General features: G+C 64.2%; 21 protein-coding genes. 6 read left to right on the top strand and 15 right to left on the bottom strand.

Features of this window, described 5'->3' with window-relative positions:
• Positions 1 to 2 precede the first annotated feature (2 nt).
• The 4 genes from AC07OP_RS12270 (at position 3) to AC07OP_RS12285 (ending at position 5,914) form a co-directional block, all read left to right on the top strand.
• Entirely contained in the window at positions 3 to 662 is a 660-nt protein-coding gene (locus AC07OP_RS12270; protein WP_115487032.1) for an ABC transporter ATP-binding protein, read from the top strand.
• On the top strand, positions 659 to 3,121 hold the full coding sequence (locus tag AC07OP_RS12275) for an ABC transporter permease (protein WP_495101772.1): 2,463 nt from the start codon (positions 659 to 661) through the stop codon (positions 3,119 to 3,121). Before AC07OP_RS12270 ends, AC07OP_RS12275 begins: the two co-directional genes overlap by 4 nt.
• A gap of 76 nt (positions 3,122 to 3,197) precedes the next feature.
• Complete coding sequence (locus AC07OP_RS12280) at positions 3,198 to 4,289, top strand: lipocalin-like domain-containing protein (protein ID WP_495101771.1); 1,092 nt, start codon at positions 3,198 to 3,200, stop codon at positions 4,287 to 4,289.
• A 113-nt stretch (positions 4,290 to 4,402) separates the two neighbouring features.
• On the top strand, positions 4,403 to 5,914 hold the full coding sequence (locus AC07OP_RS12285) for a hypothetical protein (RefSeq protein WP_495101770.1): 1,512 nt from the start codon (positions 4,403 to 4,405) through the stop codon (positions 5,912 to 5,914).
• A gap of 60 nt (positions 5,915 to 5,974) precedes the next feature.
• Here AC07OP_RS12285 and AC07OP_RS12290 read toward each other — a convergent pair whose 3' ends face one another.
• From AC07OP_RS12290 to AC07OP_RS12360, 15 genes are all read right to left on the bottom strand, one after another.
• Positions 5,975 to 7,072 (bottom strand): SMP-30/gluconolactonase/LRE family protein, encoded by a 1,098-nt coding sequence (locus AC07OP_RS12290; protein WP_065948440.1) that lies wholly within the window; start codon positions 7,070 to 7,072, stop codon positions 5,975 to 5,977.
• Entirely contained in the window at positions 7,069 to 7,746 is a 678-nt protein-coding gene (locus tag AC07OP_RS12295; protein WP_495101769.1) for a sterol desaturase family protein, read from the bottom strand. The genes AC07OP_RS12290 and AC07OP_RS12295 overlap by 4 nt, the downstream gene beginning before the upstream one ends.
• An 89-nt stretch (positions 7,747 to 7,835) precedes the next feature.
• Complete coding sequence (locus tag AC07OP_RS12300) at positions 7,836 to 8,699, bottom strand: LysR family transcriptional regulator (protein WP_027606159.1); 864 nt, start codon at positions 8,697 to 8,699, stop codon at positions 7,836 to 7,838.
• 97 nt (positions 8,700 to 8,796) lie between these two features.
• Positions 8,797 to 10,203, bottom strand: a complete 1,407-nt coding sequence (locus tag AC07OP_RS12305; RefSeq protein WP_115487038.1) for an amidase — start codon at positions 10,201 to 10,203, stop codon at positions 8,797 to 8,799.
• The gene (locus AC07OP_RS12310; protein WP_495101768.1) at positions 10,200 to 11,468 is read right to left on the bottom strand and encodes a Zn-dependent hydrolase; all 1,269 of its coding nucleotides are present in this window, start codon (positions 11,466 to 11,468) and stop codon (positions 10,200 to 10,202) included. The genes AC07OP_RS12305 and AC07OP_RS12310 overlap by 4 nt, the downstream gene beginning before the upstream one ends.
• A 13-nt stretch (positions 11,469 to 11,481) precedes the next feature.
• On the bottom strand, positions 11,482 to 12,177 hold the full coding sequence (locus AC07OP_RS12315) for an ABC transporter ATP-binding protein (protein ID WP_115487040.1): 696 nt from the start codon (positions 12,175 to 12,177) through the stop codon (positions 11,482 to 11,484).
• Positions 12,177 to 12,926, bottom strand: coding sequence for an ABC transporter ATP-binding protein (locus tag AC07OP_RS12320; RefSeq protein WP_027606164.1), 750 nt, complete (start codon positions 12,924 to 12,926; stop codon positions 12,177 to 12,179). Before AC07OP_RS12320 ends, AC07OP_RS12315 begins: the two co-directional genes overlap by 1 nt.
• Positions 12,923 to 13,933, bottom strand: coding sequence for a branched-chain amino acid ABC transporter permease (locus tag AC07OP_RS12325; RefSeq protein ID WP_495101767.1), 1,011 nt, complete (start codon positions 13,931 to 13,933; stop codon positions 12,923 to 12,925). Before AC07OP_RS12325 ends, AC07OP_RS12320 begins: the two co-directional genes overlap by 4 nt.
• Position 13,934: 1 nt before the next feature.
• Positions 13,935 to 14,795 carry a branched-chain amino acid ABC transporter permease gene (locus tag AC07OP_RS12330; protein ID WP_065923782.1) on the bottom strand — a complete coding sequence of 287 codons (861 nt, stop codon included), beginning with the start codon at positions 14,793 to 14,795 and terminating at the stop codon, positions 13,935 to 13,937.
• Positions 14,796 to 14,862: 67 nt separating this feature from the next.
• Positions 14,863 to 16,065: an ABC transporter substrate-binding protein gene (locus AC07OP_RS12335; protein WP_115487042.1), complete on the bottom strand. Its 1,203-nt coding sequence runs from the start codon at positions 16,063 to 16,065 to the stop codon at positions 14,863 to 14,865.
• 123 nt (positions 16,066 to 16,188) lie between these two features.
• A complete protein-coding gene (locus tag AC07OP_RS12340) occupies positions 16,189 to 16,959 on the bottom strand; it encodes a FadR/GntR family transcriptional regulator (protein WP_115487043.1) in 771 nt (256 codons plus the stop codon).
• A gap of 107 nt (positions 16,960 to 17,066) precedes the next feature.
• Entirely contained in the window at positions 17,067 to 17,816 is a 750-nt protein-coding gene (locus AC07OP_RS12345; RefSeq protein WP_495101766.1) for an alpha/beta fold hydrolase, read from the bottom strand.
• A gap of 107 nt (positions 17,817 to 17,923) precedes the next feature.
• Entirely contained in the window at positions 17,924 to 19,336 is a 1,413-nt protein-coding gene (locus AC07OP_RS12350; RefSeq protein WP_495101765.1) for an efflux transporter outer membrane subunit, read from the bottom strand.
• Positions 19,329 to 21,299: a MacB family efflux pump subunit gene (locus tag AC07OP_RS12355; protein WP_495101764.1), complete on the bottom strand. Its 1,971-nt coding sequence runs from the start codon at positions 21,297 to 21,299 to the stop codon at positions 19,329 to 19,331. The genes AC07OP_RS12350 and AC07OP_RS12355 overlap by 8 nt, the downstream gene beginning before the upstream one ends.
• 1 nt (position 21,300) lies before the next feature.
• Positions 21,301 to 22,470: an efflux RND transporter periplasmic adaptor subunit gene (locus AC07OP_RS12360; RefSeq protein WP_495101763.1), complete on the bottom strand. Its 1,170-nt coding sequence runs from the start codon at positions 22,468 to 22,470 to the stop codon at positions 21,301 to 21,303.
• A 346-nt stretch (positions 22,471 to 22,816) separates the two neighbouring features.
• On the opposite strand from AC07OP_RS12360, the gene AC07OP_RS12365 reads away from it, so the two are divergent.
• Both AC07OP_RS12365 and AC07OP_RS12370 read left to right on the top strand, forming a co-directional pair.
• Entirely contained in the window at positions 22,817 to 23,299 is a 483-nt protein-coding gene (locus AC07OP_RS12365; protein WP_065923789.1) for a sigma-70 family RNA polymerase sigma factor, read from the top strand.
• Between the two features lie 119 nt (positions 23,300 to 23,418).
• Entirely contained in the window at positions 23,419 to 24,756 is a 1,338-nt protein-coding gene (locus AC07OP_RS12370; protein WP_065940206.1) for a lysine N(6)-hydroxylase/L-ornithine N(5)-oxygenase family protein, read from the top strand.
• Positions 24,757 to 24,803 lie beyond the last annotated feature (47 nt).

A 24,803-nucleotide genomic window follows, 5' to 3' on the forward strand; every position in this document is an offset into this window, starting at 1 on the left:
CCATGTTGCAGGTGCAAGGTGTCTTCAAAAGCTACGCCACCCCCCAAGGCCCGTTGGCGGTGTTGGCGGGGGTCGACTTGCACCTGGGCGCGCGCAGCAGCCTGGCGTTGATGGGTGAGTCCGGCAGCGGCAAGAGCACGCTGCTGCACTTGGTTGCCGGGCTTGATCGGGTGGACGGCGGCAGCATCCTGGTAGGTGAGCAGCGCCTTGACCGCATGAGCGAGGCGCGACTGGCCCACTGGCGGCGTACCGAAATCGGCCTGGTGTTCCAGCAGTTCAACCTGATCGGCAGCTTGCGCGTCGACGACAACCTGGCGTTCCAGGCCCGCCTGGCGGGGCGTTTTGACCCGCAGTGGCAGGCGCAATTGGTCGAACGCCTGGGCCTGGGGGACTTGCTCAAGCGTTACCCGGAACAACTCTCGGGCGGCCAGCAGCAACGGGTGGCGGTGGGGCGGGCGTTGGCCTCGCGCCCGGGGTTGCTGTTGGCCGACGAGCCCACCGGCAACCTCGACGAAGCCACCAGCGACGAGGTCCTGCAACTGCTGCTGGACCTGCTGCGCGACAGTCCCACCAGCCTGTTGATGGTCACCCACAGCCCACGCATCGCCGCCCGCCTGGACCGGCAAGTGGTGCTGCATCACGGACAGGTCATGCCGACGTGAGGGTGTTCTACTGGACCTTGCGTGCCTTGCTCAGCCATTGGCGACGCCATCCGGTGCAGTTCTTCAGCGTGCTCACCGGCCTGTGGCTGGCGACCGCGCTGCTGACCGGGGTGCAGGCCCTTAACAGCCAGGCCCGCGACAGTTACGCGCGTGCCAGCCAATTGATCGGCGGCGAACCCCAGGCCAGCCTCAGTGCGCCGGACGCCGCCAGTTTCGCGCAAACGCTGTTTGCCCAACTGCGCCGCGCCGGGTGGCCGGTGTCGCCGGTGGTACAGGGGCGGCTGCAACTCAAGGGGCATGAGGACGTGCGCCTGCAATTGATGGGCATTGAGCCGCTGTCGTTGCCCGGCAGCGGCGCGGTGGCGGGGCAGCGCCTGAGCCAGGCGCAGATGCTGGCCTTCTTTGAACCGCCGGGGCGTACCTGGATTGCACCGCACACCTTGCAGACCCTGGGACTGCGCGAGGGCCAGCAACCGCTCACGCTGACTGGGCAGCGCCTGCCGCCATTGCAAGTCCAGGCGGATATGGCGCCCGGCCTGTTGCTCACCGATATCGGGTTTGCCCAGGCGCTGCTGGAGATGCCCGGCCAGCTCTCACGGCTGCTGGTGGACAAGGCCTTCGCCGCTCGCCATCCCACACCGCCCGCCGGGCTGCAGCTCAAGCAGGGCGAGGAGAATAACCTCGCGCGGCTGACCGAGAGCTTTCACCTGAACCTTGATGCGCTGGGCTTCCTGTCCTTTGTGGTGGGGCTGTTTATCGTCCACGCGGCCATCGGCCTGGCCCTGGAGCAGCGGCGCGGGTTGTTGCGCACCTTGCGCGCCTGCGGGGTGAGTGCGCGGATGTTGATCCTCGGCCTGGGGGTGGAGCTGGGGGCGTTGTCGCTGTTGGGGGGCGTGCTCGGCGTCGCCAGTGGTTACCTGCTGGCCAGCCTGTTGCTGCCGGATGTGGCCGCCAGCCTGCGTGGCTTGTATGGCGCCGAGGTGCCGGGCCAATTGAGCTTGAGTCCCTGGTGGTGGGCGGCAGGGTTGGGCTTGAGCCTGCTCGGCGCCTTGCTTGCCGGCGCCAGCAGCCTATGGCGCGCGGCGCGTTTGCCGTTGCTGGCGCTGGCCAACGCCCAGGCCTGGCACGAGGCCCATGGGCGCTGGTTGCGGCGCCAGGGCTGGGTCGCGGCTACGGCCTTACTGATTGCGTTGTTGGCGTTATGGCTGGGCGACAGTCTGGCGGCGGGCTTTGTGTTGATGGCGGCCTTGCTGCTCGGCGCCGCCCTGGGGTTGCCGGTCGTGCTCAATGGGCTGTTGAAGGCCGTATGGGGGCGCAGCCGTTCGGTCCTCGGCCAATGGTTCCTGGCTGACTGCCGCCAACAATTGCCGGCCCTGAGCCTGGCATTGATGGCGCTGCTGTTGGCCCTGGCCGCGAATATCGGCGCGGGCTCCATGACCTCGGGCTTTCGCCACACCTTCAATAACTGGCTGGAGCAACGCCTTACCGCCGAGCTGTACCTCAACCCGCAAACCCCGGCCCAGGCAGAGCAACTCAGCGCCTGGCTGGCGCAGCAACCGTTGGTGCAAACCGTGTTGCCCACCTGGCAGGTCGCGGTGCAATTGCAGGGCTGGCCGGCGGATCTGTTTGGCGTGGTCGACGACCCGACCTATCGCCAGCACTGGCCGTTGCTGGAAGCGGCGAGGGCGCCGTGGGACCAGTTGCAGCAAGGCGAGACCCTGATGCTCAGCGAACAGCTGGCGCGGCGGCTCGGGGTGACGCTGGGTGATACGGTGAGCATTCCCACGCCCCAGGGTGTGTGGTCGCCCACCGTAGTGGGGGTGTACGCCGATTACGGCAACCCCAAGGGCCACGTGCTGGTCAATTCCCGGCACCTGCTGGCCCACTGGCCGACACTGACGCCGGCGCGATTCAACCTGCGGGTGTTGCCGGAAAACGTGGCGCCGCTGGTGGCTGAAGTGCAGCGCGCCTTTGCCCTGGAAGACAGCCGTATCGTCGATCAACAGCAACTCAAGGGCTGGTCGAGCCAGGTGTTCGAGCGCACCTTCGCCGCCACCGCTGCGCTCAACAGCCTGACCTTGGGCGTGGCCGGCGTAGCGCTGTTTATCAGCCTGCTGACCCAGAGCCAGAGCCGCCTCGGCCAACTCGCCCCGCTGTGGGCATTGGGGGTGACGCGCAGGCAATTGATGCTGCTGAACCTGGGGCAAACCTGGCTGCTGGCGGTGCTCACGCTGCTGCTGGCCTTGCCCCTGGGGCTGTTGCTGGCGTGGTGCCTGGATGCGGTGATCAACGTGCAGGCCTTTGGCTGGCGCCTGCCGTTGCAAGTGTTCCCGTGGCAGCTCGCACAATTGCTGGGGCTGGCGATGTTGGCCACGTTGTTGGCGTCGGCTTGGCCCCTATGGCAGCTGTACCGCAGCCGTCCGGCGGATTTGTTGAGGACGTTTGCCCATGAAGATTAAGCCTCTGTTCCTGGCTGTCCTCTCTGTAGGAGCGAGCTTGCTCGCGAAAAAACCGAGAGCGCCGTGTGCAGCCGGAATGCCCGCGTTATCGTTGACGTTTTTCGCGAGCAAGCTCGCTCCTACAGGGCTTCTTCTGTTGCTGTTAGGCGCGTGCGACCAACAACCTGCGCCGCCGGAAAGCTTCGCCGGCCTGGGCAGTGACGCGGCCGACTTTGCCCAGGTGCTGCCCGGCAAGGTCTTCAGCTTTCCCGAGGACCATGGCCCCCACGATGGCTTTCGGATCGAGTGGTGGTACGTCACCGCCAACCTCAAGGATGCCCAGGGCAATGTGTTCGGCGTGCAATGGACGCTGTTTCGCAACGCCCTCAAGGCCGGGCCGACGCAAGCGGGCTGGCACGACTCGACCGTATGGCTCGGCCACGCCGCCGTCACCTCCGCCACCCGCCACTACGCTGCCGAACGCTTCGCCCGCGGCGGCGTTGGCCAGGCCGGGGCGCAGGCAGCGCCGTTCAACGCCTGGATCGACGACTGGAATTTCGCCAGCCAGCCCGGTGCCGCGAGCGCCTTGGCGGACATGCAACTCAAGGCCAGCGGTGCGCAATTTGCCTACGACCTGCGCCTGACTTCCAGCCGGCCATTGGTGTTGCAAGGCGACAACGGCTACAGCCGCAAATCCGATCAGGGCCAGGCGTCGTACTACTACAGCCAGCCGTTTTTTACCGCCGAGGGCAATGTCAGCATCGACGGTAAGACGTACCAGGTCAGCGGCCCCGCGTGGCTCGACCGCGAATGGAGCAGCCAACCGCTGACCGCCAGCCAGACCGGCTGGGACTGGTTCTCCCTGCACCTGGACCGAGGCGAGCAACTGATGCTGTTTCGGGTGCGGCAAACCGACGGCGCGTCCTACCTGACCGGCACCTGGATCGACCGCGAAGGCCACACCCAGACCCTGCACAACGCCGACATCCAACTGGCACCGCTGGACACCACGGCGATCGACGGTCGCCAGATTCCCACACGCTGGTCGCTGAAGATTCCCGGCAAGCAGCTGGATATCACCACCCAGGCTGTCAACCCCAAGGCCTGGATGAACCTGAGTATTCCGTACTGGGAAGGGCCGGTACGGTTTGAGGGTGGGGTGGGGTACCTGGAGATGACCGGGTATTAGATGAAGAAATTTCCTACAAAAATACTGGACATGCATACAGTTGTTGGCTAGATTCCATCCCAGGTGACCGGATGTCACCTGACCTTCAGTTTTTAACTATGGATGGATAAAAAATGAAATCGAAAAAAGCCTTTATGCTCGGCGCGGCCATGGCGGCCACCTGCTTTGTCTCGGCCTTTGCCCTCGCTGAACAATACCCTCACCTGGCTGCGCAAGCGGCGCCTCCTGCGGTCAAGCAAGGCTTGAAAAGCGCTGCGAAGATCAAGGCCAACAAGGCGACGGCTGCGCTCAAGCAGCAATTGCTGGCGGGTGCCCAGCCGAAGAAAACCCTGTTTGCCCCCAAGGCGAAGGCTGACTCGGTGGTGGAAGACAGCACTGCGCCGGCCAGGGTGACCAAGCTGCAGAAAACCACGGCCCCGTCGGCGCCTGCCGTACAGGCTGCGCTGGTCCAGGGCTGTGAGCAGACGCTGGACATCAACTCGCTCTACACGATCGATGGGGTGCAAACCGGCGACCTGCTGTGCTACCACTTCAACCTGCCGCAGAAGGCGCGGATCAATGTTCTGCTGGTCAACCAGACCGCAGGCACCGACATGTCGTTGTCGCTGTTCCAGGACGATGGCCAGGGCAATCCGCTGCCCCTGGGCACCTCCAATAACCCCGGCACGGGCGATGAAAGCCTTGGCGGCGTGGTGCCGGCCGGTGATTACTACTGGTTCATGGAAGCCAACGCTGCGGTCCAGGGCTCGAGCTTTCAGTTCGGTGTGGCGGTCGATACCAACCTTGATGCGTTCGAACCCAATGACACCCCGGACACGGCTTTCCAACTGCCGGACACCCTCAACTACATCAACGGCAACGCCGACAGCCTGGATGATGTCGATTACTTCGATTTCACCGCCGTCCGTGGCCAGAGTGTGGGTATTGCGCTGACGGCCGATGCGACCAGTGGCAGCACGCGCAACAAGTGGATCCTCGAGCGTTTCGATGGCGCCCAGTGGGTCACCGTGGGGGCCAACGTCGTGTCGACCTCGATCCCGAGCCCGGGTGTCGGTGGCGTGGTCAAGGTGCGTGTGCGGCCGAACCAGCACCCGAACGAGCCGTGGAGCGCGACCGGCAAGTACAACTTGTCGTTCGGTTCCAACCCGCGGGTCAACAGCCCGGATGTGAAGGGCGAGGCGAACGTGTTGCGCATTCCGTATTCGGCTTCCGGCGTGGGCTACGGCTACATGACCACCCAAGCCTATCGCGACCTGACCTGGACCATGGGCCTGTCGGACAGCACCGGTGCACCGTTGGTGGGCCTGCACCCGATCGTCTATCTCGACCAGCGGATCGACCCGGCCAACGGCGATATCGTCTACAAGGCGTATTCGGCGGCGACCGACAGTGCGGGCCAAGCGGCGGGCACGATCAACGTGGGCACCTGCTTCGGTGATTTCCAGACCACCTTTGTCGATTACGCCCAGGGCTACAACAACACCTGGCGTACCGACTTCAACTACGGCGTGTGGCGCATGGAAGTACTGGAATACCCGGGTATCGGCGTCGGTGGTGACAACACCGAGTTCGTCAGCTTCGGCCACCTGTGCAAACAGACCTTGCTGAGCAGCACCAAGAGCTGAACATGAGTGACCCGTAGTACCCAGGGCATACAGGCCAGGCGCCTGTATGCCCTGTTTGCGTTATTGCGCCAACGCCAGCTTCAACGGCAAGCGCGCCATGCTCGTATTCTTCAATGAGCCCAGGTACAGCCAGTCGCCATATTCCCGGGCCGTGGTGATGGGCGAGTAATTGCCGGCGCTGCCATCCTGCAAATTGGCGATGACCTTGCCATCGGTATCCAGCCCCAGCACGAAGGCTTTGCGCTCAATGGGCTTGGGCACCACCATCAGCGCACGCACCATCACCTTGCGCAGCAAGGGGTAGCCGGCAAAGCTGTCCAGCAGCGGGTTGCGTGGTGAGTACAGCGCCACCCAGAAACGGTCCTGGCCGTTGAAACTGAGGTTGTCCGGCAGGCCGGGCAGGTTGTCGATAAACAAGTCGTGGTTGCCCGCACGTTCGCCCTTGAGCCAGTAGCGGCTGATGCGATACGCCCCGGTTTCATTGACCAACAGGTAATTTTCATCGGGGCCGAGGGCCACGCCGTTGGCGAATTGCAGTTGGTCCAGCAACACCTCGGTGGTGCCGTTGCGAAAGTCATAGCGCAGCAGGCGACCATCGCCGCCATGCTCGATCACCGCCTCGCCATCCTGGCCATAACCCCAGCGGCTCGAAGCATCGCTGAAGTACGCATAGCGCCCGCCGGCATCGATGGTCACGTCATTGGTAAAGCCAAAGGGGACGCCATTGGCGCTGGCGCTCAGGACGGTCAGTTGGCGCTGGGGATCCAGCGCGAGCAAGCCCTTGACCCCGTCGGCAATGATCAAGCGCCCGTCCGGGTGCAGTGCCATGCCCAGCGGCCGACCACCGGTGTTGGCCAGCACTTCCAGGGTGGGGCTGTCGGGCGACGTGCGGATGATGCGGCCGTCATGCAGCCCGCTGATCAGAAGCCCCTGGGCATCGAGCAGCAAGGCCTCGGGGCCGGCGATGCCCTGGGCGCCGATTTTCTGCACAGCCTTGAGGCGTTGGTTGTCGGCATAGGCGCCTTCCTTCATCGATGGCGCCTTGGGTGGAGCCCAGTTCACCGGTTGCACTTTGGTCGGCATCAACAGCAGGAAAGCGATCACCGCCAGCAGCAGCACAAACAGCAGATGACGCATTTTCTTTCGACGGGTACTCATGACGATTCCTGGTTGTCGTTGGGGTTCGGTTCCCAGTACAGGGTGCCGAACAGGTAATCCATCAGCGGGAGGACGATATTGAAATTGCGCCCCTGCATCAGCTCGCGGCGGTGATGCAGGGCGTGCAGTCGGTGCATCTGGCGAATCCACGGCAGGCGCGCCACCGGGTGGTCGGCGGGCAAGTGCTCGCAGGCGTGGAACACTTCGTAGAGCAGGTAACCGAGGATCATGCTCCCGGCGAACAGCCCGGCGACATTGGCGTTCAGGTGCTGGAGCAAGCACCAGGCGGGGAGGGTGATGACCAGGCTGTGCAGCACGATCAGCCACGCCGGAAAGAGAATGACCCGCCAGTCTCGCGGGCTGTCGTAGGTCATGTGGCCGGGGGTAAAGAAGCTGTGGTGATCACCGGTGTGGCGCGCATAGAACAGGCGGGCCAAGGCGTGTTTGTGATGGCCGAGGTGGCGGTGCACCAGGTAGATACAGAGGTTGAAGAACACCAGGGTCAGCGGCACGGTCAGCCACTCGAACGGCGTAACTCGGTGGGTGGAGGCCCCGGCCAGGCCGATGCAGCACACGCCATAGCCGAGCACAAAGCCGGCGTGCAGCCAGGGGTTGTAATGGGGGCTGACCTCGGCGCGGTAGCGGCTGCGAAACGTCTCGGTGGGGTGGACCATGGCGGGCTGCTCAGGTTTTTTTGTTGGAGACTGAGCTTAGTTGGTACACGGGAATCTGCGAGTTTTGCGCACTGCACCGGTGAAGGGATTCAGATCAACGGGTCCCAGCGCTGCGACCAGTCACTCTCGGCCTTGACCACTTCACGCAGCAGCCCCAGGGCCTGTTGCAACACCGCCGAATCCCGTGCCCGCGAGTACACCAGGAACGTCGGGAAGCTGAACTCCGGGGCCTTGGGCACGCGCTGCATCACGCCGCTGTCCAGGTAGCTCTGTACCACCCGCGTGCGGAAATAGCCGGCGCCGCCGTTCTCGAGGATGTACTGCAATGCCAGCGGTCCGAGGTTGAAACTCACCGCCGCGCGAGCCCTGTCGGGCAGGGCAGCGTCGTGCTGCTGGCGGAAACCCGGGCCCCAATCGATGTAGACGTACGGGGCCGGTTTGCTCGTCAATTGCACCAGGATCAGTTTTTCTTCCAGCACCTGCTCCACCTGCAACCCCGGCCAGTATTGCGGCTGGAACACCAGCGCCGCATCGAGTACGCCGAGCTCCAGCTGCCGCAGCAGGTATTCACCTTCACGCACTTCGGTGCGCAGGGCATGCCCGGGGATCTGTTCGCGCAGGGCCCGGGCCCAACCGAGCATCAGCGGGTTGCACAGGCTGACTTCACCGCCGATATGCAGCACATTGCGATAGCCATCGGGCAGAGGCAGGTCGCGCCGCGCGGCTTCCCAGGTTTGCAGCAACTGGTTGGCGTACACCACAAACGCCTCGCCGTCGGCGGTCAGGCGTGCACCGGCGCGGTTGCGCACGAACAGCGTACTGCCCAGTTGGCTTTCCAGGTTTTTAACGCGTGCGGTGATGGCGGTCTGGGTGACGTGCAGTTTCTCGGCGGCGGCGGCCAGGCTGCCGCAGCGGGTGATTTCCAGGAAAGTGCGTGCCAGTTCGATGTCCATGAAGCCCCCAGGGATGAATGGGGGACATTGTAGAGGCAGGGGATTGGAGTGCGGTCAGAAAATGTGGGAGGGGGCAAGCTCCTTCCCACATTTGGATCTACAGTGTTGGGGTGATCGGTGTCTGTAAGTGCCGGGTCGGAAACGCTTTGGCATACACCCGGCACACTCGCAACACCTGCTCATCGGCAAACCGCGCGCCCACCACATGCAACCCCACCGGCAAGCCATTCGCCGCCAAGCCGCACGGCACCGACGCCGCCGGCTGCTGGGTGAGGTTGAAGGGGTAGGTGAACGGCGTCCACTCGGTCCATTCCTGCATCCCGGAACCGGGCGGTACGTTGTGCCCGGCCTCGAACGCGGTGATCGGCATCATCGGCGAAACCAGCACGTCGTAGTGCTCGTGGAACGCTGCCATCCGGGCCACCAGCGCGGCGCGGGCTTCGAGGGCTGCGTTGAAGTCATCCAGGCTCAGTTGCTCGCCACGCTGGGCAATGCGCAGCAGCCCAGGGTCCAGCAGCTGTTTCTGCGCGTCGCTCATGGCCCCGGTCAGGCGTGCCGCGCCCGCCGCCCACAAGGTGCTGAACACTTCCAGTGGGTCGCTGAAGCCAGGGTCGATCTGCTCGACATGGGCACCCAGCTGCACCAGGCCCTCGACCGCCCGGGCGACCACCTTGGCGACTTGCGGGTCGACATCCACGTAGCCAAACGTGGGGCTGTAGGCCACGCGCAGGCCTTTCAAATCCGTGTGCGGCGTGAGCCATGGCGTGGTCCTCGGCGCACCGATCAGGCCATCCCGCGCATCCGGTTGTGCGACGGCTTGCAGCATCAACACGCTATCTTCCACGGTGCGGGTCATCGGCCCCAGGTGCGAGAGGATGGTCATCGAACTGGCCGGCCATTGCGGCACATAGCCGAACGTCGGCTTGATCCCGAAGGTGCCGGTAAACGCGCAGGGGATGCGAATCGAGCCGCCGGCATCGCTGCCTTGGTGCAGCACGCCCAGGTTCAGCGCCGCTGCCGCCCCGGCGCCACCGGACGAACCGCCCGCCGTGGTGCGGGTGTCCCACGGGTTCCGCGTGATGCCGTACAGCGGGTTATCGGTGACGCCTTTCCAGCCGAACTCCGGGGTGGTGGTCTTGCCCAGCAGCACCGCGCCGGCCTTGCGCATAAAGGCCGGGAAGGGCGCGTCGACGTCCCACGGCCCCTCGGCCGACGAGGTGCGTGAGCCCTTGCGGGTGGGCATGCCGAGGGTCAGCGTGAGGTCCTTGATCGACGCCGGTACGCCGTCCAGCGCGCCGCAGGGCGCGCCCTTGAACCAGCGTGCTTCCGACGCCCGCGCCGCGTGCAGCGCGCCCTCGGGGTCGACATGGCAGTAGGCGTTCACCACCGGGTTGTAGCGCTCGATACGCAGCAGCGCATCTTCGGTGACGTCCACCGGCGATAAGGTCTTGTTACGGAAATGCTCCAGCAGTTGCACCGCTGTCAGTTGGCCCATCTCACTCATGCCCTGTCTCCCTGCGCCGCGTTGACCATGGCGCGCAGCAATACCGCGCAACCGGCCGCCAGGTCATCCGGCGCGGCGTTTTCGATTTCGTTATGGCTGATGCCGCCTTCGCACGGCACAAAGATCATCCCGGCCGGGCCCAGTTCTGCGACGAAAATCGCGTCATGCCCGGCGCCGCTGACGATGTCCATATGGCTCAAGCCCAAGGCGCCCGCCGCATCGCGCACGGCGTTGACGCAGGCCGGGTGGAAGTCCAGCGGTGGGAAATCGGCGGTGGGCGTCAGTTCGAAGGTCAACCCGTGCCGGGCTGCTGTGGCTTCGATCACGCCGCGCACTTCATCGACCATGGCCTGCAGCTTGTCGGCATGCAGGTGGCGCAGGTCGAGGGTCATGTGCACCTGGCCGGGAATCACATTGCGCGAACCCGGATGCAGGCTCAGGCAGCCGACCGTGCCGCAGGCGTGAGGTTGCTGCTGATGGGCGATACGGTTGACCGCGCTGACCACCTCGGCGGCGCCGACCAGGGCGTCCTTGCGCAGGTGCATCGGCGTCGGCCCGGCGTGAGCTTCGACGCCGGTGAGGGTCAGGTCGAACCACTTCTGGCCCAGGCAGCCCATGACCACGCCAATGGTGGTGGCCTGGTCTTCCAGCACCGGGCCTTGCTCGATATGTGCTTCGAAATACGCGCCGACCGGGTGGCCCAACACCGCACGCGAACCGGCATAGCCGATGCGCTGCAATTCAGCGCCCACCGACAGGCCTTGCTCGTCCTGCTTGTCGAGGGTGTCCTGCAGGTCGAACTTACCGGCAAATACCCCGGAGCCCATCATGCACGGCGGGAAGCGCGAGCCTTCTTCATTGGTCCATACCACCACTTCGATCGGCGCCTGGGTCTCGATGTTCAAATCGTTGAGCGTGCGGATCACTTCCAGCCCGGCCATCACCCCGTAGCAGCCGTCGAACTTGCCGCCGGTGGGTTGGGTGTCGATGTGGCTGCCGGTCATCACCGGGGGCAGGGCGGGATTACGCCCAGGGCGACGGGCGAAGATATTGCCGATGGCATCGACACTGACGCTGCACCCGGCGGCCTCGCACCACTGCACAAACAGGTCACGGGCCTGGCGGTCCAGGTCGGTGAGGGCCAGGCGGCACACGCCACCCTTGACCGTGGCGCCCAGTTGCGCCAGGTCCATCAGTGATTGCCACAGGCGGTCGCGGTTGATCAGCGGGGCGTTGCCCTGGAGTGGTTGCGCAAAACTGTTCATCTGCAATCTCCCGTCAGGCGCTCAGCGCCAGGTAGCGGTTCTTGATGGTCGGGTCGGCGCGGAAGGCGGCGGCGCTGCCCTCGTAGACCACGCGGCCCTGTTCGAGGACGTAATGGCGGTCGGCGAGTTTGTCGCAGACCATCAGGTTCTGTTCCACCAGCAGCACCGGCAGGCCGTCGTCCTTGACCTTGCGCAGGATCTTCACCAGTTCGTCGACGATCACCGGGGCCAGGCCTTCGGTGGGTTCGTCGAGGATCAGCAGCTGCGGATCGTTGAGCAGGGCGCGGGCGATCGCGAGCATCTGTTGCTCGCCGCCGGAGAGCGCATGGCCGGCGTTCCTGCGCCGCTCCTTGAGGCGCGGGAACATGCCGTACACGTCTTCAAGCTGCCAGCGGCTGGTCTTGCGCACGGCGATGCGCAGGTTTTCCTCGACGGTCAGCAGGCGGAAGATCCCGCGATTCTCCGGCACCAGTGCCAGGCCCTGGCGCGCGATTTCAAAGATTTTCTGCCCCACCAGCGCCTGGCCGTTGAAGTGGATCTGGCCCTGGCGCGGGCAGATGATGCCGAGGATGCTGCGTAGGGTGGTGGTCTTGCCGGCACCGTTGCGCCCGAGCAGGGTCACCAGTTCGCCGGGGTTGACCCTCAGCGACACGCCTTCGAGCACGTGGCTCTTGTCGTAGTAGGAATGGATATTCTCGACGATCAGCATCAGGCAGCCTCCCCAAGATAAGCACTGCGCACGCGTTCATCGGCACGCACGAACTCCGGCGTGCCTTCCACCAGGATCTGCCCGTGGCTCATCACCGTGATGCGTTGGCTGATGGACATGACGATACTCATGTTGTGTTCGATCAACAGCACCGTGTGGTCGCGGCCGAGGTCGCTGATCAACTGGGTCATGATCGGGATGTCATCGATGCCCATGCCCGAGGTGGGTTCGTCGAGCATCAACAGTTTGGGCTTGGAGCAGATCGACATGCCCACCTCCAGCACCCGTTGCTGGCCGTGGGACAACTCGCCGGCCAGGGTCTCGGCGCGGGCGCTGAGTTGCAGGCGTTCGAGCACCTGGTCGGCCATCTCCAGGTGTTCGCGCTTGCTGTCCACGCGGCGCCAGAAATTCAGCGCACGTGCGCCGTCGCGGCCCTGGGCGGCGAGGCGCAGGTTTTCGCGTACGCTGAGGTTCTGGAACAGGCTGGTGAGCTGGAACGAGCGCGCCATGCCCAGGCCGACGCGGCCGTGGGCCGGCTTGCGCATCAGGTTCCTGCCGTCGAAATGAATCGCCCCGGCCGTGGCCTGGCGTTCACCGGTCAGGCAGTGGAACAGGCTGGTCTTGCCCGCGCCGTTGGGGCCGATGATGGTGTGGATGGTGCCGGCTTCGACCTTGAGGTTCACGCCGTTCACTGCACGGAACGCGCCATAGGCCAGTTCCAGGTCCTGGGTTTCCAACAGGATGCTCATAGCCCTTCCTCCTTGGCGACGACGGCGGCCTTGCGACGGCCGCGCACGCGCTCGAACAACGCGGCCAGGCCGCCCCACAAACCGCCGCGCATGAAGATCACCACCAGGATCAGGATCACCCCCAGCAGCATCAGCCAACGGGGCCACAGGTCGGAGAGAAAATCCCCCAGCAGCACGATGGACCCGGCGCCCAGCAACGAACCGAACAGCGAACCGGTGCCGCCGATAATGGTCATGATCAGGATGTTCTCGGACATCGCCAGGTCGATATTCGACAGCGGCACAAAGTGCAGCAGCATGGCGTACAGCGCCCCGGCAATCCCGGTGACCGCGCCGGACAGCACGAACACCAGGATCTTGAAGTGCCGCGTGTCGTAGCCGATGGCCGAGGCGCGGGTTTCGTTTTCGCGGATCGCCATCAACGTGCTGCCGAACGGCGAGGCGATCACCCGGCGTGCGCCGATAAAGATCAACAGGAACAGCACCGCGACAAAGCCATAGAACGCACGGGTGTCGGCCAGGGACAGCAGCACGGTGTCACCCAGGCGAATCTCGGGGCGCGGCACGCTGAGCAGGCCGTTGTCGCCACCGGTCCAGTCGCTTAAGGTGTAGGCGACAAAGTAAGCCATCTGGCTGAAGGCCAACGTAAGCATCACGAAGTAGATGCCGGTGCGCCGGATCGCCAGGGCGCCCACCAGCAAGGCCAGGAAGCCACCGGCGATGGCGGCGCCCAGCAGCGCGGTGAACAGGCCCAGTTGCAGGTGGATCATCAGCAGCGCCGCGCAGTAGGCGCCGGCACCAAAGAAGATGCCTTGGCCGAATGATAGCAGCCCGGTGTAGCCCAGCAACAGGTTGCAGGCGAGGGCCGCCATGGCAAAGATCAGGATCTCGCTGGCCAGGGTCGCCGAGGGCAATAGCACGGGCAGGCCGATCAGCACCGCCACGACCCACAGCAACATGGCGCGTGATTGGGTTTTGGCAAACGGCAGGGGATTTTTCTCGCTCATGTCAGGCTCTCCCAAACAGGCCGTAAGGACGCACCAGAATCACCACGGCCATGGCGCCGTAGATCATCAGGCTCGCGCCTTGGGGCCAGAGTGTGGTCATCAGGCTTTGCACCACGCCCACCAGCAAACCGCCGACCAGCGCACCGCTGAACGAACCCATGCCGCCGATCACCACCACCACGAAGGCGATGCCGAGAATCTCCGGGCCAACGAACGGCTGCGCACCGCGCAACGGCGCGAACAGCACCCCGGCCATGCCGGCCAGGCCCACGCCGAGGGCGAAGGTCATGGAAAACAGGCGGAAGATATTCGTGCCGAGCAGCGACACGGTCTCGGTGCTTTCACTGCCGGCGCGCACCAGGGCACCGAAGCGCGTGCGTTCCAGCAGCAGCCACAGGCCCAGGCCCACCAGCCCGGAAAACACGATGAGGAACAGGCGGTAGTAGGGGTAGACGAAATCACCCACCACCAGCACGCCGCGCAGCAGTTCCGGCACGGCGACGCTTTTGCCCACCGGGCCCCAGATCATCACGCTGGCTTCCTGGATGATCAGCGCGATGCCCAGGGTGACCAGGATCTGGAACATGTGCGGCAAGTGATAGATCCGCTGGATCAACAGCCGCTCGATCACCCAGGCCAACGCGGCCACCACCAGCGGCGCAATCAACAGCGCCAGCCAGAAGTTGCCGGTGAGGCTCACGGCGGTGTAGCAGATGTAGGCGCCCAGCAGGAAGAACGCGCCGTGGGCGAAGTTGACGAAGTTGAGCAGGCCGAAAATGATCGTCAGCCCGACCGCGATCAGGAAGTAGATCATTCCCAACCCAAGGCCGTTGAGTATCTGGAACAGGTAAAGATTAAGCATGCAGAAACCCTCGAACAGGTAGCCGCCCGGGCGGCCCTGCCGTGTACAACGGTGGTGTTTTAGCGGATCAGGCGAGCGTGCAGCCCGTGGCTTCCACCGGCGGGAAGGACTGGCCGGCGCTGAGCACCTTGGCCAGGTCATCCTTGTCGGCCATCTCGCTGGCGGCCTTGCCGATCAGCAGGTAGTAGTCCTTGATCACCTGGTGGTCGCCTGCGCGGATCGACTCCTTGCCGGTGGGGCCTTCGAAACTCAGGCCCTGCATGGCCTTGGCCACGGTCGGCCCGTCGAAGCTGCCGGTGGCGATGATGGTGTCGAGCATGACTTTGGTGCTGATGTAGTCGGCGGCCAACGGGTAGGTGGGGTTGATGCCGTACTTGGCCTGGGTCAGCTTGACCAGTTCGCGGTTGAGCGGGGTGTCGACCTGATGCCAGTACTGCGCGCCGAGGTACACACCGTCGAGGATATCGCTGCCCAGTTCCTGGAACTGGTCGAGGCCGGCGGACCACACCAGCAGCACTTTCATGCGCTCCTTGATGCCGAAGTTCACCGCCTGGCGCAGGGTGTTGGACGACTGGCTGCCAAAGTTGAGCAATACCAACACATCCGGCTTGGTGGAAATGGCATTGGTCAGGTAGCCGGAAAATTCCTGCTCCTGCAGCGAGTGGTAGCTGTTGCCGACATGCTCCAGGCCATGTTCCTTGAGCACGTTTCTGGCGCCTTCGAGCAGCGCTTCGCCGAACACATATTGCGGAGTGATGGTGTACCAGCGCTTGGCATCCGGCAGCAGCTTGATCAGCGGCACCATGGTTTCGCGGATCGCGCCGTAGGTGGGCACCGACCAGCGGAACGTGGCGTGGTTGCAGTCTTTGCCGGTGACTTCATCGGCACCCACCGGGGTCATGAACACGCCGCCGACTTTGTCGACTTCCTTGGCCACCGCGAGTGCCGACGACGACAGCGTGCAGCCCTGGAAGAACCGCGCGCCGTCCTGCTGGATCGCTTCCTGCACCTTGCGCACGGCCTTGCCGGCGTTGCCCTCGGTGTCGATGACCTTGTAGTTCAAGGGCCGGCCCAGCAGCTCGGTGTGTTGTGCCACCGCCAGGCGCGAACCCATGTCGGCAAACTTGCCATAGCTGGCAAAGGCGCCGGACATGGACTTGAGGCCGTAAAAGGTAAAGGGCTCGGCGGCGAATGCCGAACGCACGCTCAGCGGAAGACTGAGGGCGGCGGCTGCGGTAAGACTGGCTTTCAATAACGTACGACGCTGCATGGGGTGACTCCCTGGTTTAGTTATTGGCAGGAGTAGCAAGGGCGATACGGTGGAGCAGGGCCTGTGGGCAGGCCTGTTATTGGGGTAACGCAGTGAATGCAGTCAACTGTGGGCGGGGTGTTTTCAGTGGTTGTGGTCGAACTCCAGTAGAAAGTGCGGGCTGACCTGGCCTTCCAGCGCGGTCATATGGTGTTCGGCATCGCACATGTGTTCATGCATCAGGCTGCGTACCGCGCCTTCATCCCCGGCGCGAAAGGCGCTCAGCAGTTGCTTGTGATAGTCGAGGTTGGCCGCGTCGAACTGCTTGCGCTTGGGCTTGTAGGCTTTTTTCAGTACCACCAGGTCGCGCAGCAGGTCGTTGAGAAATTGCGCCATAAAGCTCAGCAACGGGTTGGGGCAGGCCTTGGCCAGCAGGTTGTGGAACTCCAGTTCCGCCAGGCGTTGCTCGCGCTGGCCGGCTTCGCTGTCTTCGGGGGCGCTGCAGAAATCCACGTTGTCCTGCAATGCCCGGTAGTCGTCCTCACTCAGGCGCCCGAGCACCGACACCGCCAGTTCCACTTCGATGACCTTGCGCAACTGGTACACCTGCTCGCCGTCCAGGTGCTGGAAGTGCAGGTAATTGCGCAACGCGCGGCTGGCGGGTTCGGTGCCGGCCTGGTTCAGGTAGGCACCGCCGCTGGGGCCGGTGCGCGTACTCACCAGCCCCTCGACCTCCAGGGCCTTGAGCGCTTCACGGGCCGAACCCTTGGAGCACTGGAAGCTTTCCATCAGCTCACGCTCGGTGGGCAGGCGGTCGCCGGGCTTCAAGGCGTCGGTGACGATGGAGCGCTTGACCGACTCGACAATCACGTCGGACAGCTTCTGGCGTTTGCGGCGTAGCGGGCGAGTCAGCATGGGTTCGATTTATCGTATTAATGCGGATAAATAGCACTTAATAACGATTGCGACGGAGCGTCAACGCAGGGTGTCGTTTTCGGCGGCAACAGGTCGTAAACGACGCGCTACTCCCAATTGCCCGAATCCAGGCAGCGTGTGGACGGGGGCGGTTGCCTGCCATAGGCCAGGAAGTCGCCGACCCATCGGTTGATGCAGCCGCTGGCCGCCGTCTGAGCGGGCTCCTTGAGGCGCAGCTGCTCGACCAGGGGCGCAGCCTTTTCTCCGTATGGAGCATTGACCAGCACCATGCGCGCGACGCGTTCCGGATACAGCGCCCCGTAGTGGTTGCCCAGCCGCGTGGCGTCAGCATTGCCCAGGTAAAGCAGTTGTGCATCGCCCAGCTGGGCACGTACGAATTCCATGTCCCGAGCGGCGTGTTCGACGCTTTTGTCGTGCTTGAGGTCGCGGTGGCTGAGTTCGATGACGTCATAGTAATTGAGCAGCCTGCGGTAAGCCTGAGTGGAGTAGTCGCCCCAGCGGCTGGCCAACTGAATGGCGAAGGTGCCGCCGGTGTTGCTTCTCGAGGCGTTGCCGGCCTGGGCAAAGACCAGGCCGGCGCGGTTCAGCGGCTCGCGGGCGCCCACACGGGTCAGGTAGAGACGGATGCTGCCTTGACGCGGCGCAGCGTAATTGCGCGGTATGGTCACGATGCCGCACTGGGTGCGCGCGAGCACCTCGGGGTCCAGGCCCTCAACGTGGGGCAGCGGGCAGTCCAGCAACCAGTCGATGGCGGTGGGCTTGATCAGGGGCTCGGCATGGCCAAGGCTCGCCAGCAGCCAGAGACAGGCGCACGCCAATGAGTTTGCAGCAGTCATCGAGAGGTCCTGGTCAGCCGCGGGATGGCGGCTGTTTTACCAAGGACCTGGGGTCGAAGAATGTAGGTTGAGAAAACGGATTGCGTACGAAATCAGAGTTTTGTTTATCAGATATCAGTCTTCCAGCCGCCACCCAATGCTTTGTACAAGGCGATGCTGGCCTGCAGGCGTGACAGTCGCAATTGCACGTTCAAGTCCTGGGCGGCATACAGGGTGCGCTGGGTTTCCAGTACCGTCAGCAAGTCTTCGGCACCCGCCTGGTAGCGGCTTTCGGCGATCCGGAAGGCGGTTTGGGCCTGTTGCAGTTCTTGGGTTTGCCAGTGGCGTTGCTGGTCCAGGCGCGTGATGCTGCTGAGGGCTTTTTCCACATCGGCAAAGCCGTTGATGATCGCGCCGCGGTAGGTTTGTAACAGCTCATCCTGGCGGGCGCGGGCCTTGTCGCGCTCGGCGCTTAAACGGCCGTTGTTGAAGATCGGCCCGACCAGGCCGGCCGTCAGCGTGTAGTAGGGGCTGCGCAGGACGTCCACGGCCTTGTAGGCATCGGAGCCGAGCGTGGCGCCGAGGGTCAGGGCCGGCAGCATGGCGGCGCGGGCCACGGTGACGTCCGCCTGGGCGGCTGCCAGTTCGGCCTCGGCCTTGGCAATGTCCGGCCGGCGGCTGAGCAACTGGCTGGGCAGGCCGGCGCCGATGGTTGGCCAGGTCAGGTCCTGGAAGGGTTCGGCGCCCAGGTCCAGGGCCTGGACCGGCTGGCCGAGGAGGGCGGCCAGGGTGATCTGGGATTCTTCGGCCAGTTGTTGAATCAACGGCAGCTGGCGTTGCTGGCTGGCCACCAGGCTGTTCTGCTGGGCCAGTTCCAGGGCCGTGGCGGAGCCTGCGTCGTAACGGGTCTGCACCAAGTCGAGGACGTTACGCGCATTGGCCAGGTTCAACTCGGCGATCTGCTGGCGTTGGCGGGCCGCGAGGGTTTGCGCATAACGGTCGGCGACGCTGCTGAGCAAGGTCAGCTCCACGGTCGCCTGGTCGAACTCGCTGGCGCGCAGGCTGTGCAAGGCACTGTCACGGGCGGCGGCGCGGCCACCCCAGAAATCCACTTCGTAGCTGGCGGTGAGGTTGGCGCCGAAATTGTTCACGGCGTCATCGCTTTGTGAGGCGTCAAGGTCCGGCCCGCCCGTGCCGTGCAACAACTTCTGGTGGCTGGCGGCAAGGTTGAATTTCACCTCGGGCAGCAGTGGCGCCCCGGCAATCACCGCTGTGGCCTGGGCCTGGCGCACGCGGGCCATGGCGGCGGCCACGTCGAAGCTGTCACGCCGGGCCTGGTTGACCAGGCGGTCCAACTGGGGGCTGCCGAACTGCGTCCACCAGCGCTGGTTGGTGGCCTGGGCGGCGTCGCGTTCGGCGAACTGCCAGGCGGCTGGCGGCGCAATAGCGCTGTCCACGCTGGGCGGGTCACCGGCGCAGGCCGTGAGCAGCAGGCACAGGCCAAGTGCGGGCAGGTACGGGGGAATGGATCGTTTATTCACTGGTCAACGCCTTAACCGGATCGAGCCGGGCAGCTTTACGGGCCGGCATGAAGCCGAATACGACGCCGGTGACCAGTGCGCAACCGAATGCGCCAAGCACCGCCACCAGGGAAAACTGCACCGCCACCTTGACCAGCACCAGCACGCCCCCCACCAGCAGGGCCAGGGCAATGCCGCACAGGCCACCGACCACCGACAGCATCACCGCTTCGGTCAGGAACTGGCGCAGGATGTCGCGCTGGCGCGCGCCGGTGGCCATGCGAATGCCGATCTCGCGGGTGCGTTCGCGCACGGTCATCAGCATGATGTTCATCACGCCAATGCCGCCCACCAGCAGGGAAATCGCGGCAATCGAGCCGAGCATCAGCGACAGGGTGTTCTGGGTGCGCGCCTCGGCCTGGATCATCGCCGCGTTGTTGGTCAGCTCGTAGTCGCGCTTGCCGTTGTGCAGCTTTTGCATCAACTGGTCGATGGCCACTTCGGCCTCGTGGACCTTGCGCGCATCGGCGGCGGCAATCACCACGTATTCGGGGTTGTAGCTGCCGAACAGGCGCACGCTGGCGGCGGTGTAGGGGATGGCGATACGGTCATCACTGTCTTTGTTGCCGGAGCTGGCGCCTTTCTCCGCCAGCACGCCGATCACCTGGAACGGTACGTTTTCGATCAGGATGTACTGGCCGATCGGGTCGACCTCACCCTTGAACAGCTTTTCCCGCACGCGATGGCCGATCACGGCCACGGTGGCGGCCGCACGCTCGTCGGCCGCCGTGAAGTAACTGCCCTCGACCACCGGCCAATTGAAAATATCCGGGAAATTGGTGTCATTGCCGCCCACATAGGCCATGTAGTCGACGTTGCCATAGCGCACGCCGGCTTCGGTGCCGTTGACCGGCATGATGCGCTTGATCTGGGGCAGCGCCGCCAGCGCCGCGACGTCGTTGAGGGTGACGATACCCAGCGGCGTGCGCGGGTTGGGCGATGAGCCGCTGAGGTAGAGGATGTTGGAGCCGAACGCGCCCATCTGCGCCATGACCTGGCGTTTGCTGCCTTCGCCCACGGCCAGCATCACCACCACCGAGGCCACGCCGATGATGATCCCCAGCAGGGTCAGCGCGGTGCGAAAACGGTTGATCCACATCACCCGCCAGGCGGCCTGGACCGCGTCCAGCAATTCGGCTTTCCAGGCGCCATTGTGTTCGGCGCCGTCGGCCAGGCGCTGGCGCAGGTCCACGGCTTGCAACGCGCCGCTGTTGGCCGGTAGGGGAGCGGCGCCGTCATCGGCCGAGTCGCTGATGATCAGGCCATCGCGAATCTCGATGATGCGATTGGCCCGCGCCGCCACTTCGCGGTCGTGGGTGATCAGGATCACCACATGGCCCTGGCTGGCCAGTTCGTCCAGCAAGGCCATCACCTCGGCGCCGCTGTGGCTGTCGAGGGCGCCGGTGGGTTCATCGGCAAGGATGATGTGGCCGCCGTTCATCAGCGCCCGAGCGATCGAGACACGCTGTTGCTGGCCGCCGGACAGCTGGTGCGGACGGTTGCCGGTGCGCTCGGCCAGGCCCAGGCGCGCAAGCAGGGCGTGGGCGCGGGCATGGCGTTCGGCGGCGCTGATGCCGGCGTAGATCGCCGGCATCTCGACGTTCTCCTGGGCCGAGCCCGAGGGGATCAAATGGTAGCCCTGGAACACGAAGCCAAAGGCCTCGCGGCGCAGCCAGGCCAATTCGTCGCTGTCCAGGTGGGCGACGTTTTCCCCCGCGAACAGGTACTCGCCCAGGCTTGGGCGGTCGAGGCAACCGAGGATATTCATCAGCGTGGACTTGCCGGAACCGGAAGCCCCGACGATGGCGACGAATTCACCGGCATGGATCGACAGGTCGATGCCGCGCAACACGTCGACCTGCGGGCTGTCGCCACCGCCGTAGGATTTGCGGATGTTCTTGAGTTCGATCAGGGGCGTGGTCACCTCAACCCCCGTTGCCGTCGGCCGGGCCGATCAGCAGGTGATCGCCTTCGTGCAGGCCGTCGAGCACTTCGACCCGCAGGCGATCGCTGATACCCAGGCGGACTTCACGTTCTTCAATGCGGCCGTTGGTGGCGACCACGCGGGCGATCTGCTTGTCGGTACTTGAGGTGCCCAGCAGTGCGGCCACCGGTGCGGTGAGGACATCCTTGACCTGGCTGGCGACGAAAAATACCTGGGCGGTCATTTCGGCCATCAACGCGTTGTCGCTGTTGTCCACATCCAGCAGCACGGTGTACAGCACCACGCGCCCGCTGCCGCTCTTGCTGGAACTGTTGGGGCTGCCGCTGCCCTGGGTTTCATTCAGCGGCTTGGGCGGGATCGGCAGGATCTGCCGCACGGTACTGGTCCAGCGCCGGCTGCCGCCGCTGAGGGTGGTGAAGTAGGCGGTCATGCCCGGTTTGACGTGGCCGATGTCGGCTTCCGAGACTTCCGCCCACACGGTCATCGGCGACAACTTGGCGATCCGCAGGATCAGCGGCGTCTGCTGCTGGGCATTGAGGGTCTGGCCGACGCGCGCGTCCACCGCGACCACGGTGCCGGTCATCGGTGCGTAGATGCGCGTATAGCCCAGCTCCGCTTCATCGCTGCGCAGGCTGGCCTGGGCCTGGAGAATCTGCGCCTGGAACATGTCCATCCGGGCCTGGGTGGCGCTCAGTTCGGCCTTGGCGGTTTGCACGTCTTCCTCGCGGGTGGCGTTGCCGGCGGCCAGGCGCTGCTGGCGCTGGTACTTCTGGCGGGCGAGGGCGTGCTGGGCCTTTTGCTCCTGCAACTGGGCCTTGAGGTTTTCGATGGCGTAGCGGCTGGCATCGAGCTTGGCTTTTTGCGTCGAGGGGTCGATCTCCACCAGCAATTGGCCCTCCTGCACCTGGTCGCCCGCTTCAACGTGGATCTTGCGAATCTGCCCGGATGCCTGGGCGCCCACGTCGACATACCGGCGCGGTTGCAGGGTGCCCAGGGCCGTGACGCTGTTTTCGATAGTGCCGCGGGTGACGGTGACGGTGGTCAGGTTGTCCCGCCCCGGCGGCAACACCTGCCAGGCGGCGACGGCGATTATGGGAATCAGGCACGCGATAGCGAGCAAGGCGCGTCGGGCAGGTCGAGGGCGTTTCATGCTTAGGTTCCAGCCGGGAAAGTTCGGAGCGCAGTTGCGCAGAGCTGACAGTTAAACGAGAGAATTGCCCGAGGATTTAGGCTGTTACATAAGTGGTTACAGGTCTTGTGGAGAAAAAAAACGGCCTGTAGGTGCAAGTCTTGTTTAAAAGTAGATGAGAATTACTATAAATTGCACCTACCCAAACTGCCATTACTGAATGGCCTGTATTTGTGTAGGAGCGAGCTTGCTCGCGAAGAGGTCAAGGACGCCGCGTTCACTCTGGTTTCCCGCGTTATCGTTGACGTACTTCGCGAGCAAGCTCGCTCCTACAGGACCTAATGCCGCCACCCGGCGGCCGGGAGTCATGTTGGAAAACTACTATCGCGAGCTGGTGTGTTTCCTCAACGCCAAGCTGGGCAACCGTCAGGTGGCCGAGGATGTGGTGCATGACGCTTATGTCCGGGTGCTGGAACGTTCCAGCGAGACGCCCATCGAACAGCCGCGTGCCTTTTTGTATCGCACCGCGCTGAACCTGGTGATCGACGGCCACCGGCGCAACGCCCTGCGCCAGGTCGAACCCCTGGAGGTACTCGACAGCGAGGAGCGCTTTGCCGCGTGTTCGCCCCATGCCACTCATGACTACGGCCAACGCCTGGCCTTGCTCGAGCGCGCCCTGGCCGAGCTGCCGGCGGCTTGTCGCGACAGCTTCCTGCTGCGCAAACTCGAGGGCCTGAGCCACCTGCAAATCGCCGAGCGCCTGGGTATTTCCCGTACCCTGGTGGAAAAACACATCGTCAACGCCATGAAGCACTGCCGGGTGCGGATGCGCGAGTGGGACGCGCACTGATCACCGATCGGTTAAATTTTTTTTCACTGTCCTCGTTTCCTATCAACACATGACCTGTTGTGCAGGTCTCGAAGGTATTCCCGCCCCACCGCCAAGGGGCTTATCCAGAGGACACTGGAATGACACAGGCAATTGCTTCGCCCGCGGTTCACGACCTGATCGGTATCGGTTTTGGCCCTTCGAACCTGGCGCTGGCCATCGCCCTGCAGGAGCGCGAAAAGGCCCAGGGCAAACTGGACGTACTGTTTCTCGACAAACAGGCCGATTACCGCTGGCACGGCAATACCCTGGTGACCCAGAGCGAATTGCAGATTTCGTTCCTCAAGGACCTGGTGACCCTGCGCAACCCCACCAGCCCGTACTCCTTCGTCAATTACCTGAAAACCCACGGCCGGCTGGTGGACTTCATCAACCTGGGCACCTTCTACCCGTGCCGCATGGAGTTCAACGATTACCTGCGCTGGGTCGCGGGGCAGTTCCAGGCCCAGGCCCGCTACGGCGAGGAAGTACTGGCCATCGAGCCGATCCTGCACCAGCAACAGGTCGAGGCATTGCGCGTGATCTCCCGCGATACCCTGGGCGAGCAGCATGTGCGCACCACCCGTTCGGTGGTGGTCAGCGCCGGCGGCACACCGCGCATTCCCGAAACCTTCAAGGCCCTCAAGGGCGACAGCCGGGTGTTCCACCATTCCCAGTACCTGGAGCGCATGGCCGCCCAGCCTTGCGTGGACGGCAAGGCGATGCGCATCGCCATCATCGGCGGTGGCCAGAGTGCGGCCGAAGCCTTTATCGACCTGAATGACAGCTTCCCATCGGTACAGGTCGACATGATCCTGCGCGGTTCGGCGCTCAAGCCCGCCGATGACAGCCCATTCGTCAACGAAGTGTTCTCGCCGGCCTTCACCGACCTGGTGTTCCAGCAAGTCGGTGCCGAGCGCGAGCGCCTGGTCGCCGAGTACCAGAACACCAACTATTCGGTGGTCGACCTCGACCTGATCGAGCGCATCTACGGGATTTTCTACCGCCAGAAAGTTTCCGGCATCGCCCGCCAGGCCTTCCGCACCATGACCGTGGTCGAGAAGGCCACCCCCGGCCCCCTGGGCATCGAACTGGCCCTGCGCAACAACGCCAGCGGCGAAACCAGCGTCAACCATTACGACGCGGTGATCCTCGCCACCGGCTACGAGCGCGAGACCCACCGCGCATTGCTGGCGCCGCTGGAGGAGTACCTGGGTGATTTTGAAGTGGCGCGCGACTACCGCATCGTCACCGACGAGCGCTGCAAGGCCGGCATCTACATCCAGGGTTTCAGCCAGGCCAGCCATGGCTTGAGCGATACGTTGCTGTCGGTACTGCCGATTCGCGCGGATGAGATCGCGGCGTCGCTGTTTGAAAATGACCGTAGCCGTGGCAAGGGGCGTTCGGTACAGGATCTGCTCCTGGCCACCGCCAGCTGACAGGCTGCACTTGTGACACGGGGGGCTGGCTGATACTGTACAAAAAA

This window comes from Pseudomonas sp. GW821-FHT09D08, assembly GCF_059416305.1.

What these genes read in the sequence shown, in the direction of transcription:
- AC07OP_RS12270 (WP_115487032.1), top strand. Translation starts at nt 3, where the DNA reads ATGTTGCAGGTGCAAGGTGTCTTCAAAAGCTACGCCACCCCCCAAGGC.
- AC07OP_RS12295 (WP_495101769.1), bottom strand. Translation starts at nt 7,746, where the DNA reads ATGGTCCACCCCACCGAGACGTTTCGCAGCCGCTACCGCGCCGAGGTC.
- AC07OP_RS12335 (WP_115487042.1), bottom strand. Translation starts at nt 16,065, where the DNA reads ATGCAGCGTCGTACGTTATTGAAAGCCAGTCTTACCGCAGCCGCCGCC.
- AC07OP_RS12345 (WP_495101766.1), bottom strand. Translation starts at nt 17,816, where the DNA reads ATGACTGCTGCAAACTCATTGGCGTGCGCCTGTCTCTGGCTGCTGGCG.
- AC07OP_RS12285 (WP_495101770.1), top strand. Translation starts at nt 4,403, where the DNA reads ATGAAATCGAAAAAAGCCTTTATGCTCGGCGCGGCCATGGCGGCCACC.
- AC07OP_RS12280 (WP_495101771.1), top strand. Translation starts at nt 3,198, where the DNA reads ATGCCCGCGTTATCGTTGACGTTTTTCGCGAGCAAGCTCGCTCCTACA.
- AC07OP_RS12365 (WP_065923789.1), top strand. Translation starts at nt 22,817, where the DNA reads ATGTTGGAAAACTACTATCGCGAGCTGGTGTGTTTCCTCAACGCCAAG.
- AC07OP_RS12340 (WP_115487043.1), bottom strand. Translation starts at nt 16,959, where the DNA reads ATGCTGACTCGCCCGCTACGCCGCAAACGCCAGAAGCTGTCCGACGTG.
- AC07OP_RS12330 (WP_065923782.1), bottom strand. Translation starts at nt 14,795, where the DNA reads ATGCTTAATCTTTACCTGTTCCAGATACTCAACGGCCTTGGGTTGGGA.
- AC07OP_RS12360 (WP_495101763.1), bottom strand. Translation starts at nt 22,470, where the DNA reads ATGAAACGCCCTCGACCTGCCCGACGCGCCTTGCTCGCTATCGCGTGC.
- AC07OP_RS12315 (WP_115487040.1), bottom strand. Translation starts at nt 12,177, where the DNA reads ATGCTGATCGTCGAGAATATCCATTCCTACTACGACAAGAGCCACGTG.
- AC07OP_RS12320 (WP_027606164.1), bottom strand. Translation starts at nt 12,926, where the DNA reads ATGAGCATCCTGTTGGAAACCCAGGACCTGGAACTGGCCTATGGCGCG.
- AC07OP_RS12290 (WP_065948440.1), bottom strand. Translation starts at nt 7,072, where the DNA reads ATGAGTACCCGTCGAAAGAAAATGCGTCATCTGCTGTTTGTGCTGCTG.
- AC07OP_RS12325 (WP_495101767.1), bottom strand. Translation starts at nt 13,933, where the DNA reads ATGAGCGAGAAAAATCCCCTGCCGTTTGCCAAAACCCAATCACGCGCC.
- AC07OP_RS12305 (WP_115487038.1), bottom strand. Translation starts at nt 10,203, where the DNA reads ATGAGTGAGATGGGCCAACTGACAGCGGTGCAACTGCTGGAGCATTTC.
- AC07OP_RS12310 (WP_495101768.1), bottom strand. Translation starts at nt 11,468, where the DNA reads ATGAACAGTTTTGCGCAACCACTCCAGGGCAACGCCCCGCTGATCAAC.
- AC07OP_RS12370 (WP_065940206.1), top strand. Translation starts at nt 23,419, where the DNA reads ATGACACAGGCAATTGCTTCGCCCGCGGTTCACGACCTGATCGGTATC.
- AC07OP_RS12300 (WP_027606159.1), bottom strand. Translation starts at nt 8,699, where the DNA reads ATGGACATCGAACTGGCACGCACTTTCCTGGAAATCACCCGCTGCGGC.